At 73.4% G+C, this 13,877-nt stretch carries 16 protein-coding genes; 6 read left to right on the forward strand and 10 right to left on the reverse strand.

Annotation, left to right across the window (positions count from 1 at the left end; all coding sequences use genetic code 11):
- Window positions 1–22: 22 nt before the first annotated feature.
- Together GV126_RS02060 and GV126_RS02065 are read right to left on the reverse strand one after the other, a co-directional pair.
- Window positions 23–526 (reverse strand): flavin reductase family protein, encoded by a 504-nt coding sequence (locus GV126_RS02060; RefSeq protein ID WP_159662141.1) that lies wholly within the window; start codon window positions 524–526, stop codon window positions 23–25.
- A 208-nt stretch (window positions 527–734) separates the two neighbouring features.
- Window positions 735–1,580: an ATP-grasp domain-containing protein gene (locus tag GV126_RS02065; RefSeq protein WP_159662142.1), complete on the reverse strand. Its 846-nt coding sequence runs from the start codon at window positions 1,578–1,580 to the stop codon at window positions 735–737.
- Window positions 1,581–1,782: 202 nt separating this feature from the next.
- Here GV126_RS02065 and GV126_RS02070 point away from each other — a divergent pair, with 202 nt between their 5' ends.
- Window positions 1,783–2,196: a Zn-ribbon domain-containing OB-fold protein gene (locus GV126_RS02070; protein ID WP_159662143.1), complete on the forward strand. Its 414-nt coding sequence runs from the start codon at window positions 1,783–1,785 to the stop codon at window positions 2,194–2,196.
- 38 nt (window positions 2,197–2,234) lie between these two features.
- Here GV126_RS02070 and GV126_RS02075 read toward each other — a convergent pair whose 3' ends face one another.
- From GV126_RS02075 to GV126_RS02090, 4 genes are all read right to left on the reverse strand, one after another.
- A complete protein-coding gene (locus GV126_RS02075; protein WP_159662144.1) occupies window positions 2,235–3,500 on the reverse strand; it encodes a glycosyltransferase 87 family protein in 1,266 nt (421 codons plus the stop codon).
- Window positions 3,501–4,051: 551 nt separating this feature from the next.
- Window positions 4,052–4,237 carry a hypothetical protein gene (locus GV126_RS02080; RefSeq protein WP_159662145.1) on the reverse strand — a complete coding sequence of 62 codons (186 nt, stop codon included), beginning with the start codon at window positions 4,235–4,237 and terminating at the stop codon, window positions 4,052–4,054.
- Window positions 4,238–4,381: 144 nt separating this feature from the next.
- Window positions 4,382–5,077, reverse strand: a complete 696-nt coding sequence (locus tag GV126_RS02085; RefSeq protein ID WP_159662146.1) for a L,D-transpeptidase family protein — start codon at window positions 5,075–5,077, stop codon at window positions 4,382–4,384.
- A gap of 180 nt (window positions 5,078–5,257) precedes the next feature.
- Window positions 5,258–6,046 carry an SDR family NAD(P)-dependent oxidoreductase gene (locus GV126_RS02090; RefSeq protein WP_159662147.1) on the reverse strand — a complete coding sequence of 263 codons (789 nt, stop codon included), beginning with the start codon at window positions 6,044–6,046 and terminating at the stop codon, window positions 5,258–5,260.
- Window positions 6,047–6,161: 115 nt separating this feature from the next.
- Between GV126_RS02090 and GV126_RS02095 the strand changes: the two genes are divergently transcribed.
- The gene (locus GV126_RS02095; RefSeq protein ID WP_159662148.1) at window positions 6,162–6,713 is read left to right on the forward strand and encodes a hypothetical protein; all 552 of its coding nucleotides are present in this window, start codon (window positions 6,162–6,164) and stop codon (window positions 6,711–6,713) included.
- On the opposite strand, the gene GV126_RS02100 is transcribed toward GV126_RS02095, so the two are convergent.
- The 4 genes from GV126_RS02100 to GV126_RS02115 form a co-directional block, all read right to left on the reverse strand.
- The gene (locus GV126_RS02100) at window positions 6,704–7,618 is read right to left on the reverse strand and encodes an SDR family oxidoreductase (RefSeq protein WP_159662149.1); all 915 of its coding nucleotides are present in this window, start codon (window positions 7,616–7,618) and stop codon (window positions 6,704–6,706) included. The genes GV126_RS02095 and GV126_RS02100 overlap by 10 nt on opposite strands.
- A gap of 145 nt (window positions 7,619–7,763) precedes the next feature.
- Complete coding sequence (locus GV126_RS02105) at window positions 7,764–8,393, reverse strand: MBL fold metallo-hydrolase (RefSeq protein ID WP_159662150.1); 630 nt, start codon at window positions 8,391–8,393, stop codon at window positions 7,764–7,766.
- The gene (locus tag GV126_RS02110; protein WP_159662151.1) at window positions 8,393–9,478 is read right to left on the reverse strand and encodes an S-(hydroxymethyl)mycothiol dehydrogenase; all 1,086 of its coding nucleotides are present in this window, start codon (window positions 9,476–9,478) and stop codon (window positions 8,393–8,395) included. Before GV126_RS02110 ends, GV126_RS02105 begins: the two co-directional genes overlap by 1 nt.
- Window positions 9,479–9,592: 114 nt before the next feature.
- Complete coding sequence (locus GV126_RS02115) at window positions 9,593–10,501, reverse strand: helix-turn-helix transcriptional regulator (protein WP_159662152.1); 909 nt, start codon at window positions 10,499–10,501, stop codon at window positions 9,593–9,595.
- Between the two features lie 67 nt (window positions 10,502–10,568).
- Here GV126_RS02115 and GV126_RS02120 point away from each other — a divergent pair, with 67 nt between their 5' ends.
- The 4 genes from GV126_RS02120 (at window position 10,569) to GV126_RS02135 (ending at window position 13,611) form a co-directional block, all read left to right on the forward strand.
- Window positions 10,569–11,213 (forward strand): non-oxidative hydroxyarylic acid decarboxylases subunit B, encoded by a 645-nt coding sequence (locus GV126_RS02120; protein ID WP_272910336.1) that lies wholly within the window; start codon window positions 10,569–10,571, stop codon window positions 11,211–11,213.
- Window positions 11,214–11,294: 81 nt separating this feature from the next.
- The gene (locus tag GV126_RS02125; protein WP_159662154.1) at window positions 11,295–12,719 is read left to right on the forward strand and encodes a non-oxidative hydroxyarylic acid decarboxylases subunit C; all 1,425 of its coding nucleotides are present in this window, start codon (window positions 11,295–11,297) and stop codon (window positions 12,717–12,719) included.
- A 52-nt stretch (window positions 12,720–12,771) separates the two neighbouring features.
- Window positions 12,772–13,017, forward strand: coding sequence for a non-oxidative hydroxyarylic acid decarboxylases subunit D (locus GV126_RS02130; protein WP_159662155.1), 246 nt, complete (start codon window positions 12,772–12,774; stop codon window positions 13,015–13,017).
- A 228-nt stretch (window positions 13,018–13,245) separates the two neighbouring features.
- Window positions 13,246–13,611 (forward strand): nuclear transport factor 2 family protein, encoded by a 366-nt coding sequence (locus tag GV126_RS02135; protein ID WP_159662156.1) that lies wholly within the window; start codon window positions 13,246–13,248, stop codon window positions 13,609–13,611.
- Window positions 13,612–13,877 lie beyond the last annotated feature (266 nt).

A 13,877-nucleotide genomic window follows, 5' to 3' on the forward strand; every position in this document is an offset into this window, starting at 1 on the left:
TCCGCCGCCCGCGTGCGCCGTCTCAGTCCGCCGGGTGCCCCGGCTCGATGTCGACCGCGTCGGCCAGCCGCAGCAGCGGCCCGTCCGCGCCACCGCGCCCGCCCGTCGCCACCGGGTCGAGCACGAAGCCCACGTGGTCGCCGCCGTCGGTGCGCGCGACGACGCGGCCGACGAACCACGCCGGGGCGTCGTCCAGGACCACGGCCGCCCCGTCCTGCACGGCCGTGCAGGCGACGTGCGCGAACTTGTCCACGCCGTCGTCCCCGGTGCGGCCACCGAACAGTTCGGCCAGGGCGTGCTGGTCCCGGTCCAGCAGGTGCACGGCGAGCCGGTCGGCGCGCTCGGCCACGTGGAACGTCCGGTTCGCCTTGGACAGCCACACCACGAAGCGCAAGGGGCTGATGGAGCACTGCGAGGCGAACCCGACCAGGCAGCCCGCCCGCCGGCCGTCCGCCACGGCGGTCACCACGCACATGTCCGGGTTCAGCCGGCCCACGAACCCGTCCATGCCCCTGCGCCCCGTCATGTCCACCGCTCCTTCCGCCGCGTCCGCTCGCCGCACGCCCTGGCCACGCCGCCGTCCGCGCCCGCCGTGCGGGTGCCGACGCCGGCTCGGCACACCGTGCCGTCCCCCTGCCGGTTTCCCCGCCCGCGCGCCGACAGGCACGCCAGAGGTCACCGGTGTAGCGCTGTCGCCAGGTGTACCGAACTGAAGGACCCGGGCCGCCTCCCGCTCAGTGCGCGGCGAGGAAACCGCGCAGGGACGCCGCCAGCGCGGCGACGAACGCCTCCCGGCCCGCCGTGTCGAGGGCGTCCAGGGAGAGGTAGGGGTTGAGGTCCTCCAGCTCGACCAGCAGCAGATCACCGTCGGCGGTGCGGCAGGCGTCGACGCGCTGGATGCCGTGGGCGAGGGTGTTCCACTCGATGAAGCGCCGCGCGAACCGCAGGTCCTCGCGGCTGGGTTCGTACGGCCGCAGCTCCCAGCGCCGCTCGGGGTCCGGGGCGTACAGGGCGTACTGGAAGCCGGAGTCGACGAAGCAGAACGAGATCTCGTGGACGAAGTCGATGTGCGGCTGGGCGAGGACCGTGCCGTCCAGCAGGCCGGGCAGGTCCGCGGCGGACACCACGCGCAGCCCCAGGGAGTCGGCGCCGCGCTTGGGCTTGACCACGTACCGGTCGGCGGCCGGCAGGCGGTGCAGGTCCTCGGGGCGGTCGACGGTGGGGATGACCGGATGTCCGGCGGCGGTCAGGTCCAGCAGGTACTGCTTGCCGGCCATGTCGGCCCGACCGTCGAGCGGGTTGTAGACCGGGATGCCACGGGACAGTGCCTGGGTGCGGAAGTCGTCGTAGGCCTCCTGGTAGGCCAGCACGGGGCCGCTGTTGCGGACGACGACGGCATCGAAGGCGTCCATCAGGGCGGCCGCGTCCCGCGGGTGGCACAGGGCCAGGTCGAACTCCTCGCGCAGCCGGGCGGTCAGGTGGACGTCCTCGTCGCCGTAGCGGCGTCCGCGCGCCGGGTACGCCAGGTCGGTGACGTAGAGCAGACGGGGGCGCAAACGGGTGCGGGCGGTCGGCGGCATGCGGGGGCTCCCTGGGGATGTCGGGCGGCCGGAACGGGTGGTTCCGGCCGCGGGGCACCCCTAGAGGGTACGCAGTGCCTTTACCGACGGCACTCAGTGCCATAATCTGGGGGCGTGCACGGTGGCGCCGCGTACCGCGCACACCCGTGCGCGGGTGCCCGCGCACGCGGGATTTCCGGCTCAGCGCAGGGAGTTGACCAGCGTGTACCACCACTCAGGGAACATCGCTCATCCGGCAGCCGGCTCCGCGACCGGTCTTCTGGAGCCCGAGGCCCGCGATCCGGAGGCCCTGTACTTCCAGCGCTGCACCTGGTGCGGCACGGCCACCTACCACCGTCTGCTGTGTCCGGTGTGCCGGGGCAGCGAGCTGCGCACCGAGCGCAGTGAGGGCGTCGGCACGGTCCGGCACTCCACCGTGGTGCACCGCAACACCCCGGCCGCGCGCAACGTGTCCCTGATAGAGATGAACGAGGGCTTCGTCGTGCGCGGCCGGGTCATGGGCCCGCCCATCGGCATCCATGGCGGCGACCGGGTGCGGCTGGCCACGGCGCAGGACCCGGTGCGGGGCGAGCCGGTCTTCCAGCTCGTCGACGAGCCGTACCGGGCCTGGAGCTGACCCCGGGTCCTCCTTCCGTCCGCCCGGCCGGCGGGGCGTCAGGGCAGCAGCGACCGGTCGGAGTCGGGTCGGTCGTGCGTACGGGACGCCGCGGGGAGGGTGAGGTGCCGTGGGCCGGTTTCCGTACGGGCGAGCGCGAGGAAGGTCAGCACCGCGCAGACGGCGTAGACGCAGCCGGGCCAGGCGAGCAGCGCCGGATACGGATCGTGCCGCGCCAGGTGGTCCTCCACGCCGGTCAGCCGCGGCACCGCACGGCCCACGGTGACCAGCGCCCACACGGCGAGGGTGACGCGGCTGAGCGTCCGTGCCCGGCAGGGCCCGTGGGCCAGCCAGATCATGGCGGGCACGCACCAGATCCAGTGGTGGCTCCAGGAGATGGGGCACACCAGCAGCCCGTACAGCTCCACCGCGATCAGGGCACCGAGCAGGTCACCTCGGCGCAGGCAGGAGCGCAGCGCCCAGGCCGCCGCCAGGGTCACACCGGCGAGCGCCGCCCACCACAGCGGGGAGGCGGTCGCGTCCGGGCCGAGCAGCCGGGTGAGGGCGCCGCGCAGGGACTGGTTGCGCACCGTCCACACCGGCCCCACCCGCCGCGTGTCGGTGACCAGCCCCGACCAGTAGCGCGCCGACTGCTGCGGGGCGACGCACCAGGCCAGGACCACGGTCGCGGCACCGGTGGCCACGGCCCACGCCGCGGCCCGCCACTGCCGGGTGGCCAGCAGGTACAGCCCGGCGACCGCCGGGGTCAGTTTCACCGCGGCCGCCAGTCCCACCGCCGCGCCCCGGCCCGCCGCGGTGCGGCACAGGGCGAGGCCGCCGAGGACGAGGGCGCCCAGCAGCAGGTTGATCTGTCCCTGGTCGAGGGTGTGGCGCACCGGTTCCAGCCACAGTCCGACGGCGGCCCACAGCAGGGCCAGGTCCCTGGTGCGGCGGCCGGGGCGCGGGGTGAGCAGCCGCAGCGCGCACGCCGTGACGACGACCAGGGCGGCCACGGAGATCGCCTGCCACAGCGCGAGCAGCACCGTCCAGGGCAGCGGGGACAGCGGCAGGAACAGCAGGGCCGCGAACGGCGGGTAGGTGAAGGGCAGGACGGGGATCGGCGGGCCGGTGTGCAGGGCGTAGTCGTACAGGCCGCCGGTGAGCACGTGCGGTGCGGCCTCGCGGTAGACCCGCAGGTCCAGCGGTGCGGGCGGATGGACGGCGAGGACGAGGGCGTACAGCGCCAGGGAGAAGGCCAGGCACCGGCCGGCCCGGTCGGTGAGCCATGCGCCGATCGCCCGGCTCCGGGCCGAGACAGCCTTCACCTCACCTGATCGTCCCGCCCGCGGCACCGGTCCGCCCCTCACCTCGTCGGCCCCCGTCCGGGGCGCGCCCGCGCCCTCCACAGCGCCCGCAGCCTAGCCCGCCGCGCACGGCCCCGGGGGCCGCCACGCGGGCGAACGGGCGGGGCGGACCGTATCGTCATCCCGGCTTCACCGGCCGGACCACCCGGCGCGGCCGCCGCTCCACCTCGGGTCACAGCGGTGGCCCGCTGTTGCGGGAGGGCTCGCGCTGGAGGTGACCTCGGGCGGCAGCGGAAGACCGCACACCCGGCGCTACGACGCTCGTCCAGCCGACCGCCGGGACGCCGGACGTGCCGGAGGCGCTGGATGTGCCGGATGTGCTGGACGTGCCGGTGTGAGGCTGCTCACCTCGGCGGCGCGGCGGACGGCGGCGCGGGTGGCCGGCCCGCCCCGCAGACGCGGGACCGACCGTGGATGACCCGGAGCCGTGGAACTGACCGTGGATGACGGGGCGGCAGTGGCCGACCGGACGGACGAAGGAGGAGACGGAGCGGGGACCCCGGCGCCGGAGCCTAGGCGGCCCGGTCCGAGTGCGGAGCGGCCGCGGCCCACTCCATGACCAGGCGCTGGTACTCCTCGCGCTGCTCGGTGGTGAGTGTCCCGCCCGACCGGAGCCACAGGGCCCGGATCTCCTCGTTGACCTCCGCGGCCGATCGCTCGGAGGCGGGTTCAACAGTGGTGGACATGGTGTGAAGCATATGCCGATCGAAGTGAAGACGGTGTGAGTAAGTGTGAGCGATACGGACATATCGGACCGTGTTGCTCATCACGTCAATCAGCCGGTCCGAACAGGGAGTTCGTCCTCGACCGGGGCCCGGGCGGACGCCCGGGCGGGGCGGCGCTCAGGTGCCCGGCTTGCGGCCGTAGACGTACACGTCGTCGCCCTTCCTCAGCAACGACCAGTACTTCTTGGCGTCCTTCGTCGTCATGTTGACGCAGCCGTGGGAGCCCGGCGGGTTCCACATGCTCAGCCCCACCGAGTGGAAGGCCTGCCCGCCGTCGAAGAACTGGCTGTAGGGCATCGGCACGTTGTAGAGGCTGGAGACGTGGTGGAGGTCACGCCAGTAGACCTTCTTCAGGCCGGTCCGGGTCTCGTAGCCGTCCCGGCCGGTGCGCACCGGGACCGGGCCGTACACCAGCCGGCTGCCGTCCTGGATCCAGCTGAGCTGGAGCGTGAGGTCGACGCAGGCGATGCGGCCCTTGTTCGTCGGGCACTTGCCGCTCCTGTTCGGCTTCTTCCCGACGGCCTTCTGCTTGTTCATGAGGTCCATCACGCCCCAGGTGACGGGGCCGGCGTAGCCGATCGTGGGCGTGATGCCGTGTTTGCTCTGGAACGCCCGGATGGCCGAGCAGTCGGCGGCCGACTGCCGTCCGTCGACCGGGCGTCCGAGGAACTTCTCCACCTGCTTCTGGTACGGCCCCGTCCGCGTCGTGCAGCTCGCGGCCTGCGCGGGCGCCGCGCCCAGCGCGAGCGTGACCGGCGCGAGCAGCCCCGCGACACCGCACACGACGACTCCCCGTCGGGCTATGTGCCTCACCCCGGCTCTTCCCTCCCCCTGGGACCCGCCCTGCGCGGATCCACCGTCTCGTCCTGCTAGACCACTTGCGGGGCACGAGGGTTGCAAAGCCTCTCAGGGCGAGACGAAACGGTGACATACGCCACGGCGCGGGCGGAGGGCGTGCGGTGGGTGACATCGTGGTGGTGTTCCGGGAGCCGGTCAGGGGGTGCGCAGGGCCGCGTGGAAGCCCGTGTGGACCGCGGTCAGGCCGCCGTCCACGGTCAGCGCGGTGCCGGTGATCCAGGCCGCGTCCGTGGAGGCGAGGAAGGCGACGGCGGCGGCGATGTCCTCGGGCCGGCCGACCCGGCCCAGCGGATACAGACCGCGCACGCGCTCGAGGTCGGCCTCGCGCCCCTCCCACGCCGAGGTGCGGACCGTGCCCGGGACCACCAGATTGACGCGCACGCCCCGGGCGGCGGCGTGCCCCGCGAGGGTGCGGGTGAGGGAGATCAGGCCGGCCTTGGCCGCGCTGTAGGCGTGGTTGCCGAAGTCCTGCAGCCCGTTGACCGAGCCGATGCCGACGATCGCCCCGCGGCCGGACGCCGCGAGGTGGGGCAGCGCGGCCCGCCAGCAGCGCTGGGTGCCGGTCAGGGTGATGTCGAGGTCACGGGCCCACGTCTCGTCCGTGCCGTCCTCGAACAGCGGCGTGTCGGGCGTGCAGTGGGCGGCGCAGGTGACCAGGGCGTCGAGCCCGCCGAAGGTCTCCACCGCGTGCGCGACGGCCGCCTCCACCGACGCCCGGTCGGCCACGTCGCACGGGTGGGCCCACGCGGTGAGCCCGTTGTCGCGCAGCGCCGCCGCGGTCCCGGCCGCCGCGTCGCCGTCGACGTCGGTGAGCAGGACCCGCGCCCCTTCCTCGGCCAGCCGCCGGGCGCTCGCCGCGCCGATGCCCCGGGCCGCGCCGGTGACCACGACCCTGTGTCCCTCGAAACGCCTGGTGTCCGTCATACGCCGACGCTACGTGCCGCACGGGCGGCCCGAACAGACAGCGGGCACCACGAACAGACAGCGGGCACCGCCCGAACAGACAGCGGGCGCCGTCCGAACAGATAACGTGCGCTGCATGTCGGCGTTCATACAGCAACTCCCCGCACTGATCGGCGTGGTGATCGGTGCGCTCGGTTCGTATCTGGCGGTCGTGCGCAGTGACCGGGCCCGGGCCCGCACCGAATGGGCGGCAAGGTGGGAGGAGCGCCGGCTGGCCATGTACTCCGACTACGCCCGCGCGGTGAAGAAGTCGGTCACGCTGGCCTACCGGGTCGCCTCCCACCTCGGCAACGATCCGCATCCGCATCCACTGTCCCTCGCCGAGGCCGAACCGCTGCTGACGGAGGCCGCCCTGGCCCGCGATCCCTCCGGTGAGGCGCTGTTGATGCTGGGCAGCCCGCAGGTGGTGGACAAGGCCCGGGCGTGGGTCGTGGTGGTGATGGAGATGGAACGGTTCCTGCGCGCGGGACGGCGCGAGCCCGAGGCCTGGCAGCGGCTGCTGGAGCGGCAGCGCACCGCGCGCGAGGGCTATTACGCCGCCGTGCGCGCGGACCTGGAGCTGCCCCCGGGCCATCCGGCCCGCCGGCCGCTGCCCGGCGTGCCGCAGCCGGCCGGCGGTCAGCGGTAGCCGGTCGGGTCGGCCGGCCGGCCCGCGTCCTGTACCTCGACGAGGTAGCGCCAGGCGTCGGGGCGGCTGCCGTCCAGGTCGGTGAAGCCGTACTCCCGGGCGAGCCCGCCGCTGGAGAGGGACTGCCCGTTCCAGCGGGCCACGTCCGGGTCGGCGGCGAGGGCGGCGACCGCGCGGCCCACGTAGCGGGGCGTCTCGGAGATCGCGAAGTGCGGCTCGCGGCGCAGGGCGTCGCGCCAGTTCTCCTCCCGCACGCCGAAGAGGTCGAGCATGATCTCCGAGCGCAGCCAGCCGGGGGTGAGGGCGACGGCGGTCGCCCCGCGCGGCCCGAGTTCATGGCCGAGGGCGAAGGCCATGCGCAGCACGGACGCCTTGGCGAGGTCGTAGAAGAGGTTGACCCGGTAGGTGTCCCGGTTGTACTCGGCGGTGCCGTCGGTCATCTCGACCACCAGCCCGCCCGGGTGGCGCAGCAGCAGCGGGAGGGCGTGGTGACAGGTGACGGCGTGCGTCTCGACGGCCAGGCGGAGCAGCTTCAGGCCGTTGTCGAGGTCGTGCTCCCACACCGGGGTGTCCCACTGGAAGAGTTTCTCGCCGCCCCAGATGTCGTTGACGAGGACGTCGAGGCGGCCCTGTTCGTGGGCGATGCGGTCCACCAGCGCGCGGACCTGCTCGGGGCGCAGGTGGTCGGTGGGGACGGCGATGCCCCGGCCGCCGGCCTCGGTCACCAGGTCGGCGGTGTCCTCGATGGTCTCGGGACGGTCGTACTCCGAGCGGCGGGCGCGGGTGCTGCGTCCGGTGACGTACACGGTCGCCCCGGCGGCGCCGAGTTCGACCGCGATGCCCCGGCCCGCGCCGCGGGTCGCGCCCGCCACGAGGGCGATCCTGTCCTTCAGTGGGCGTGCCATGTCCGGCCTCCTGTGCCTGCGGTACGGGGTGCACCCGGTGCGGTGGTGCACGCGGTGTACGCGTTCCTGGGTGTCGTTCCGAGGATGGCGTGGAAGCCGGACATCTTCTGTCGTCTTTCAGGGAGCGTTCTCCCTGTCGTCGCGCTCAGTGCCCGCGGGCGATCCACTCCTCGAGGTGCGGCGCCTCGGCGCCGATGGTGGTGGAGTCGCCGTGGCCGGTGAGGACCTTGGTCCCGGGCGGCAGCGTCAGCAGGCGGTCGCGGACGGACTCGATGATCGTCGGGAAGTGGGAGTAGGAACGGCCGGTGGCGCCGGGTCCGCCCTGGAAGAGGGTGTCGCCGGTGAAGACGACGCCGAGCCCGGGGTCGTACAGGCAGACCGCGCCCGGGGCGTGGCCGGGGGTGTGGACGACCCGCAGGTCGGCGCCGGCCGCCTCGATGACCTGACCGTCGCTCAGGTGCTCGTCCGGGTCGCGGTGGGGGTGGGTCATCTTCCACAGCGGCAGGTCGTCGGGGTGCAGCCAGATCCGCGCGCCGGTCAGGTCCGCGAGAGCGGGGGCGGCATCGATGTGGTCGTTGTGGGCGTGGGTGCACACGATCGCGGTCAGGCGGCGCCCGCCGACCGCGGCGGCGATCGCCTCGGCGTCGTGCGCGGCGTCGATGACGACCGCCTCGTGGTCGTCGCCGACGATCCACACGTTGTTGTCCACGTCCCAGGTGCCGCCATCGAGCGTGAACTGCCCGGAGGTGACGAGGCGTTCGATGCGGGCGGCCATCACAGCACCACCACCGAGCGCAGCACGTCGCCGTGGTGCATCCGCTCGAACGCCTTCTCCACCTCGTCCAGTTGGATGGTCTCGGTGACGAACTTCTCCAGCGGCAGCCGTCCCTGCCGGTGCAGGTCGATGAGCATCGGGAAGTCACGGGAGGGCAGGCAGTCGCCGTACCAGGAGGACTTCAGCGCGCCACCGCGCCCGAAGACGTCCAGCAGCGGCAGTTCCAGCTTCATCTCCGGGGTCGGCACGCCCACCAGGACGACCGTGCCGGCCAGGTCGCGGGCGTAGAAGGCCTGCCGGTAGGTCTCCGGGCGGCCCACGGCCTCGATGACGACGTCGGCGCCGAAGCCGCCGGTCAGTTCGCGGACGGCCTCGACGGGGTCGGTGTCCTTGGAGTTGACGGTGTGGGTGGCGCCCATGGTGCGGGCGGTCTCCAGCTTGCGGTCGTCGATGTCGACGGCGATGATCTTGCCGGCTCCGGCCAGGTACGCGCCGGCGATCGCCGCGTCGCCGACGCCGCCGCAGCCGATCACGGCGACCGAGTCGCCGCGCGAGACGTTGCCGGTGTTGATGGCCGCGCCGATGCCGGCCATCACACCGCAGCCCAGCAGGCCGGCCACGGCCGGGGAGACGTCCGGGTCGACCTTGGTGCACTGCCCGGCGGCGACCAGCGTCTTCTCCGCGAACGCGCCGATCCCGAGGGCCGGGGACAGCTCGGTGCCGTCGGTGAGGGTCATCTTCTGCCGCGCGTTGTGGGTGTCGAAGCAGTACCAGGGCCGGCCCCGCAGGCACGCCCGGCACTGGCCGCACACCGCACGCCAGTTGAGGATCACGAAGTCCCCGGGCGCCACGTCGGTGACCCCCTCACCGACCGACTCCACCACGCCGGCGGCCTCGTGGCCGAGCAGGAAGGGGAACTCGTCGGTGATGCCGCCCTGCTTGTAGTGCAGGTCGGTGTGGCACACCCCGCAGGCCTGGACGCGGACCACGGCCTCCCCCGGTCCGGGATCGGGCACGACGATCGTCTCGACCCGTACGGGTTCGTTCTTCCCGGGTGCGATCACGCCGCGCACTTCCTGCGCCATGGTGGAGGTCCTTTCCCTCGGCCGTTGTCCGTTGCCCTGACACTACGCCGTGACGGAGCGGTAAGGGACGGATCCGCGCGGAGAAAACCACAGGTCGGGGGGCGGCGGACCGGCTCACCGGCCGGCGCCGCGCGCCCGCGCCCGGAACGCCGCCGGGGTCTCGCCCGTGCGGCGCCGGAAGAAGCGGGTGAACACGGTGGCGTCGGGGAAGCCCAGGCGGTCGCCGACGGCCGCGGCCGGCAGGTCGGTGTGCCACAGCAGCCGCCGGGCCTCCAGCAGGACCCGGTCGTCGATGAAGCTCTTGGCGCCGGTGCCCACGGCCGCGCGGGTGGCCCGGGTGAGGGTGCGCACGCTGTAGCCGAGGGCCTGCGCGTAGTCCTCCACCCGGTGGGTGCGCGCGAAGTCGCGTTCGACGGCCCGCTGGAAGCGGCGGAACGCCTCGCTGCCGCTGCCCGCGGCCTGCTCCGCCCCCTGCGCGTGGGTCAGCCGCAGCACCAGGACCGACAGCAGGTGCCGTACGACGTCGATGTGGACCTCGAGCGGCAGGCCCGTCAGCCGCCGGTACTCGGCCTGAAGCGGGTCCAGGACGCCGCGCGGGGCCGCCGCGCCCGCCGCGGCGGGGGTCAGCGGGGCCCGCCACACCGGCTGGTCGACCCGCGCGGCCTCCACGGTGGCGGGGGTGAGGAAGCCGGGCGTGAACAGCACGACGGTGCCCTCGGCGGCGGTCAGGTCCGAGTCGTACTGGTGGACCTGTCCGGGGCGCACCCACAGCCAGTCGCCCGGGCCCAGTTCGTGGGCGCTGAAGTCGAGCGAGCAGCGCAGGGTGCCGCGGCGCACAGCGATCAGCTCGTGGAAGGCGGGCCGCTTGGCCGCGTGCACGTCCAGCCCGTGGCTGCGGGCGCGGGCCAGCAGCCCGGGCAGGTCGAGCACCTCGGCCCCGGGCGGGGCGCCGGCGGCGGCGCGGTAGGGGACCCGGGTGACGTCGGCCCGTTCGGCGCGGCCCGGGTGTCCGTTTCTGTCCATGGCGTGTCTCCACGATACGCCGCTGGGCTGACGGATCGCTTCTAACGTCGAAAGGGCCAGGGCACGGATGACCGAAACGGTCGGCACGTGCCGTCTCCCCGGCGGAAGGGACCTCCAGACCGTGCGACTCATCGTGGGCATGACCGGAGCGACGGGTGCCGTGTTCGGCGTCCGGCTGCTGCAGTTCCTGGCCGAGCTGCCGGAGGTGGAGACCCATCTGGTGCTCAGCCGCTGGGCGCGCACCACGATCGAGCTGGAGACGGGGCTGTCGGTCGCCGACGTCACCGCGCTCGCCGACGTCTCCTACGCGCCGGAGGACCAGGGTGCGGCCATCTCGTCGGGCTCGTTCCGCACGGACGGCATGGTCGTCGTGCCCTGCTCGATGAAGACCCTCGCCGGGATCCGCGCCGGGTACGCCGACGGGCTGGTGGGGCGGGCCGCGGACGTGGTGCTCAAGGAGCGGCGCCGGCTGGTGCTGGTGCCGCGCGAGACGCCGCTGAGCGAGATCCACCTGGAGAACATGCTGGAGCTGGCCCGCAAGGGCGTGCAGCTGGTGCCGCCCATGCCCGCCTTCTACAACCACCCGCGGTCGGTGGACGACATCGTCGACCACGTCGTGACCCGGGTCCTGGACCAGTTCGATCTGCCGGCCCCGGCCGCCCGCCGCTGGGAGGGCATGCGGGCCGCCCGCGCGCTGCGCCCCACGGGCTGACCCCCACCACCGGCACCATAAGCGGACATATGTACATAAGGTCCGTAAAGCACCATCATCACCGAAAGGCAGGACTCCTCCATGGCCTACGACGATCTGCGCGGTTTCCTCGACGCGCTCGACGAGGCGGGCCAGCTCCTGCGCGTCACCGAGGAGGTGCGGCCCGAGCCGGACATCGCGGCCGCAGCGAACGCCGCGCCGCGCCTCGGTGACGCCGCCCCCGCGCTGTACTTCGACAACGTGCGCGGCTTCACCGACGCCCGCATCGCGATGAACGTGCACGGCTCCTGGGCCAACCACGCGCTCGCGCTCGGCCTGCCGAAGGAGACGCCCGCCAAGGAGCAGGTCGCCGAGTTCATCCGCCGCTGGGACCGCTTCCCCCTCGCCCCCGAGTGGCGCGAGGACCCGCCGTGGGCACAGAACACCCTGGAGGGCGACGACGTCGACATCTTCCGGGTGCTGCCGCTGATCCGGCTCAACGACGGCGACGGCGGCTTCTACATCGACAAGGCCGCGGTCGTCTCCAAGGACCCCGACGATCCGGAGAACTCCGGCAAGCAGAACGTCGGCGTCTACCGCATCGAGGTCAAGGGCAAGCGCAAGCTCGCCCTGCAGCCGGTGCCCATGCACGACATCGCCCTGCACCTGCGCACCGCCGAGGAGCGCGGCGAGGACCTGCCGGTGGCGATCACGCTGGGCAACGACCCGGTGGTCACCATCGCCGCGTCCACGCCGATGAAGTACGAGGAGAACGAGTACGAGCTGGCCGGCGCCCTGCGCGGCGCGCCCGCCCCGATCGCGAAGGCCCCGCTGACCGGGCTGCCGGTGCCGTGGGGTTCGGAGGTGGTGATCGAGGGGGTCATCGAGGGGCGCAAGCGCGAGATCGAGGGGCCGTTCGGCGAGTTCACCGGCCACTACTCCGGCGGCCGCAGCATGCCGGTCATCCGCATCGACAGGATCTCCTACCGCACCGACCCCGTCTTCGAGCACCTGTACCTGGGCATGCCGTGGACCGAGTGCGACTACCTGATCGCCGCGAACACCGCCGTGCCGCTGTACAAGCAGCTCAAGGCCGATTTCCCCGAGGTGCAGGCGGTCAACGCCTCCTACACGCACGGCCTGGTCGTCATCGTCTCCACGAAGAAGCGCTACGGCGGTTTCGCCAAGGCGGTCGGGCTGCGGGTGCTGACCACGCCGCACGGGCTCGGCTACGCGACCACGGTGATCGTGGTGGACGAGGACGTCGACCCGTTCAACCTGCCGCAGGTGATGTGGGCGCTGTCGACCAAGATGAACCCCTCCGGCGACCTGATCAGGATCCCGAACCTGCCCGTGGTCGAACTGGCCCCGCAGGCCAACACCCCCGGCGTCGTCGACAAGCTCGTCATCGACGCGACCACGCCCGTCGGAGCCGACCGGCGCGGCAACTACGGCAACCAGGTGCGCGACCTGCCCGAGGCGGCCGAGTGGCTGACCCGGCTGCAGGCCCGGGCCGCCCGCCGCTGACCACCCCGACGCCCCGACGACACCGACGATCCGCGATCGAAGGAGACGACAGATGTCCGCCCCCACGACTCTCTGCCCGCGCTGTGCGCACGAGGAGGTCGAGCACGTCCACGCCTCGCCGGTGCCCGGTGTCTGGGACGTGCTGCAGTGCGCGCGCTGCCTGTACATGTGGCGCACCAGCGAGCCCGCCCGGCGCACCGAGCGCGACGCCTACCCCGAGAGCTTCCGGATGACTCCGGAGGACATCGCCGCGGCCACCGAGGTGCCCACCGTTCCCCCGCTGCGGCCCGCTTCCTGACCCGGGGCCTGAAGGACGCCGGGCACAGGTGTCCGGCGTCCCGAGGTCCGGCGCCCCGCGGCGACGACCGCCGCGGGGCGCCGCTGCGTCACCGCGTTGCCGCCTTTCCGCGGTGCCGCGTTCGGCCGCGTCGCCGCGTTTGCCGGGGCCGCCGGGCCGGAGGACGCTCGTAGGTGAGGCCCGCCGGTGGCCCGCTTCCCCCGGGCCGCGGGCCGGTGAGGAGGCACCATGGGGACCAGCCCGAGCCCCGTCTTCGACCTCGACACGCTGCGCCGGGGCATCGAGGACCACACGGCGTCCACCCTGCTGTCGCTGTACGCGGACGACGCCGAGGTGCGCATCGTGGACCGCACCGCCCAGCCCAGTCACCCCAAGGTCCTCAAGGGCCGCGAGGAGATCCGCGCGATGCTGGAGGACGTCTACGCCCGCGACATGACGCACCGGCTGGAGCAGTGCGTCGTCCAGGGCGACCACGCCGCCTACGTGGAGTCCTGCGCGTACCCGGACGGCGTGCGGGTGCTGGCGGAGTCCATGATCTCGCTGCGCGACGGCAGGATCGCCGACCAGATCATGATCCAGGCATGGGACGAGTAGGGAGGAAGGCCGCCCGGTTCCAGGTCAGCTCCCGGCTGACCTGGAGCTTCTCCGCCCGCGCCGGGGCGGGCGGAGCGCACTCGGCACTCCCGCGCCGCGCCCCGGCCACCGGTGCCGTACGCCGACCGGCGTGCGCGGCCGTGCTGCGCGGGCTGCTGCGGGCCGCGCACCCGCGCCGGCGCGGCCCCCTTCCCGGTAGCCGGGGGAGGCGGCGGGGCCGTTCGGCTAGGCGGGGGGGGGGGCGGGGCCGGGGGCGGGGGGGGGGG

The organism is Streptomyces mexicanus (assembly GCF_902506575.1).
Taxonomy (GTDB): domain Bacteria; phylum Actinomycetota; class Actinomycetes; order Streptomycetales; family Streptomycetaceae; genus Streptomyces; species Streptomyces mexicanus.

Bases quoted from the DNA above. Each gene is read 5' to 3' on its own strand.
- GV126_RS02115 (WP_159662152.1), bottom strand. From the start codon at position 10,501: ATGGACAGAAACGGACACCCGGGCCGCGCCGAACGGGCCGACGTCACC.
- GV126_RS02110 (WP_159662151.1), bottom strand. From the start codon at position 9,478: ATGGCGCAGGAAGTGCGCGGCGTGATCGCACCCGGGAAGAACGAACCC.
- GV126_RS02125 (WP_159662154.1), top strand. From the start codon at position 11,295: ATGGCCTACGACGATCTGCGCGGTTTCCTCGACGCGCTCGACGAGGCG.
- GV126_RS02135 (WP_159662156.1), top strand. From the start codon at position 13,246: ATGGGGACCAGCCCGAGCCCCGTCTTCGACCTCGACACGCTGCGCCGG.
- GV126_RS02065 (WP_159662142.1), bottom strand. From the start codon at position 1,580: ATGCCGCCGACCGCCCGCACCCGTTTGCGCCCCCGTCTGCTCTACGTC.
- GV126_RS02105 (WP_159662150.1), bottom strand. From the start codon at position 8,393: ATGGCCGCCCGCATCGAACGCCTCGTCACCTCCGGGCAGTTCACGCTC.
- GV126_RS02100 (WP_159662149.1), bottom strand. From the start codon at position 7,618: ATGGCACGCCCACTGAAGGACAGGATCGCCCTCGTGGCGGGCGCGACC.
- GV126_RS02120 (WP_272910336.1), top strand. From the start codon at position 10,569: ATGACCGAAACGGTCGGCACGTGCCGTCTCCCCGGCGGAAGGGACCTC.
- GV126_RS02080 (WP_159662145.1), bottom strand. From the start codon at position 4,237: ATGCTTCACACCATGTCCACCACTGTTGAACCCGCCTCCGAGCGATCG.
- GV126_RS02060 (WP_159662141.1), bottom strand. From the start codon at position 526: ATGACGGGGCGCAGGGGCATGGACGGGTTCGTGGGCCGGCTGAACCCG.
- GV126_RS02090 (WP_159662147.1), bottom strand. From the start codon at position 6,046: ATGACGGACACCAGGCGTTTCGAGGGACACAGGGTCGTGGTCACCGGC.
- GV126_RS02095 (WP_159662148.1), top strand. From the start codon at position 6,162: ATGTCGGCGTTCATACAGCAACTCCCCGCACTGATCGGCGTGGTGATC.
- GV126_RS02130 (WP_159662155.1), top strand. From the start codon at position 12,772: ATGTCCGCCCCCACGACTCTCTGCCCGCGCTGTGCGCACGAGGAGGTC.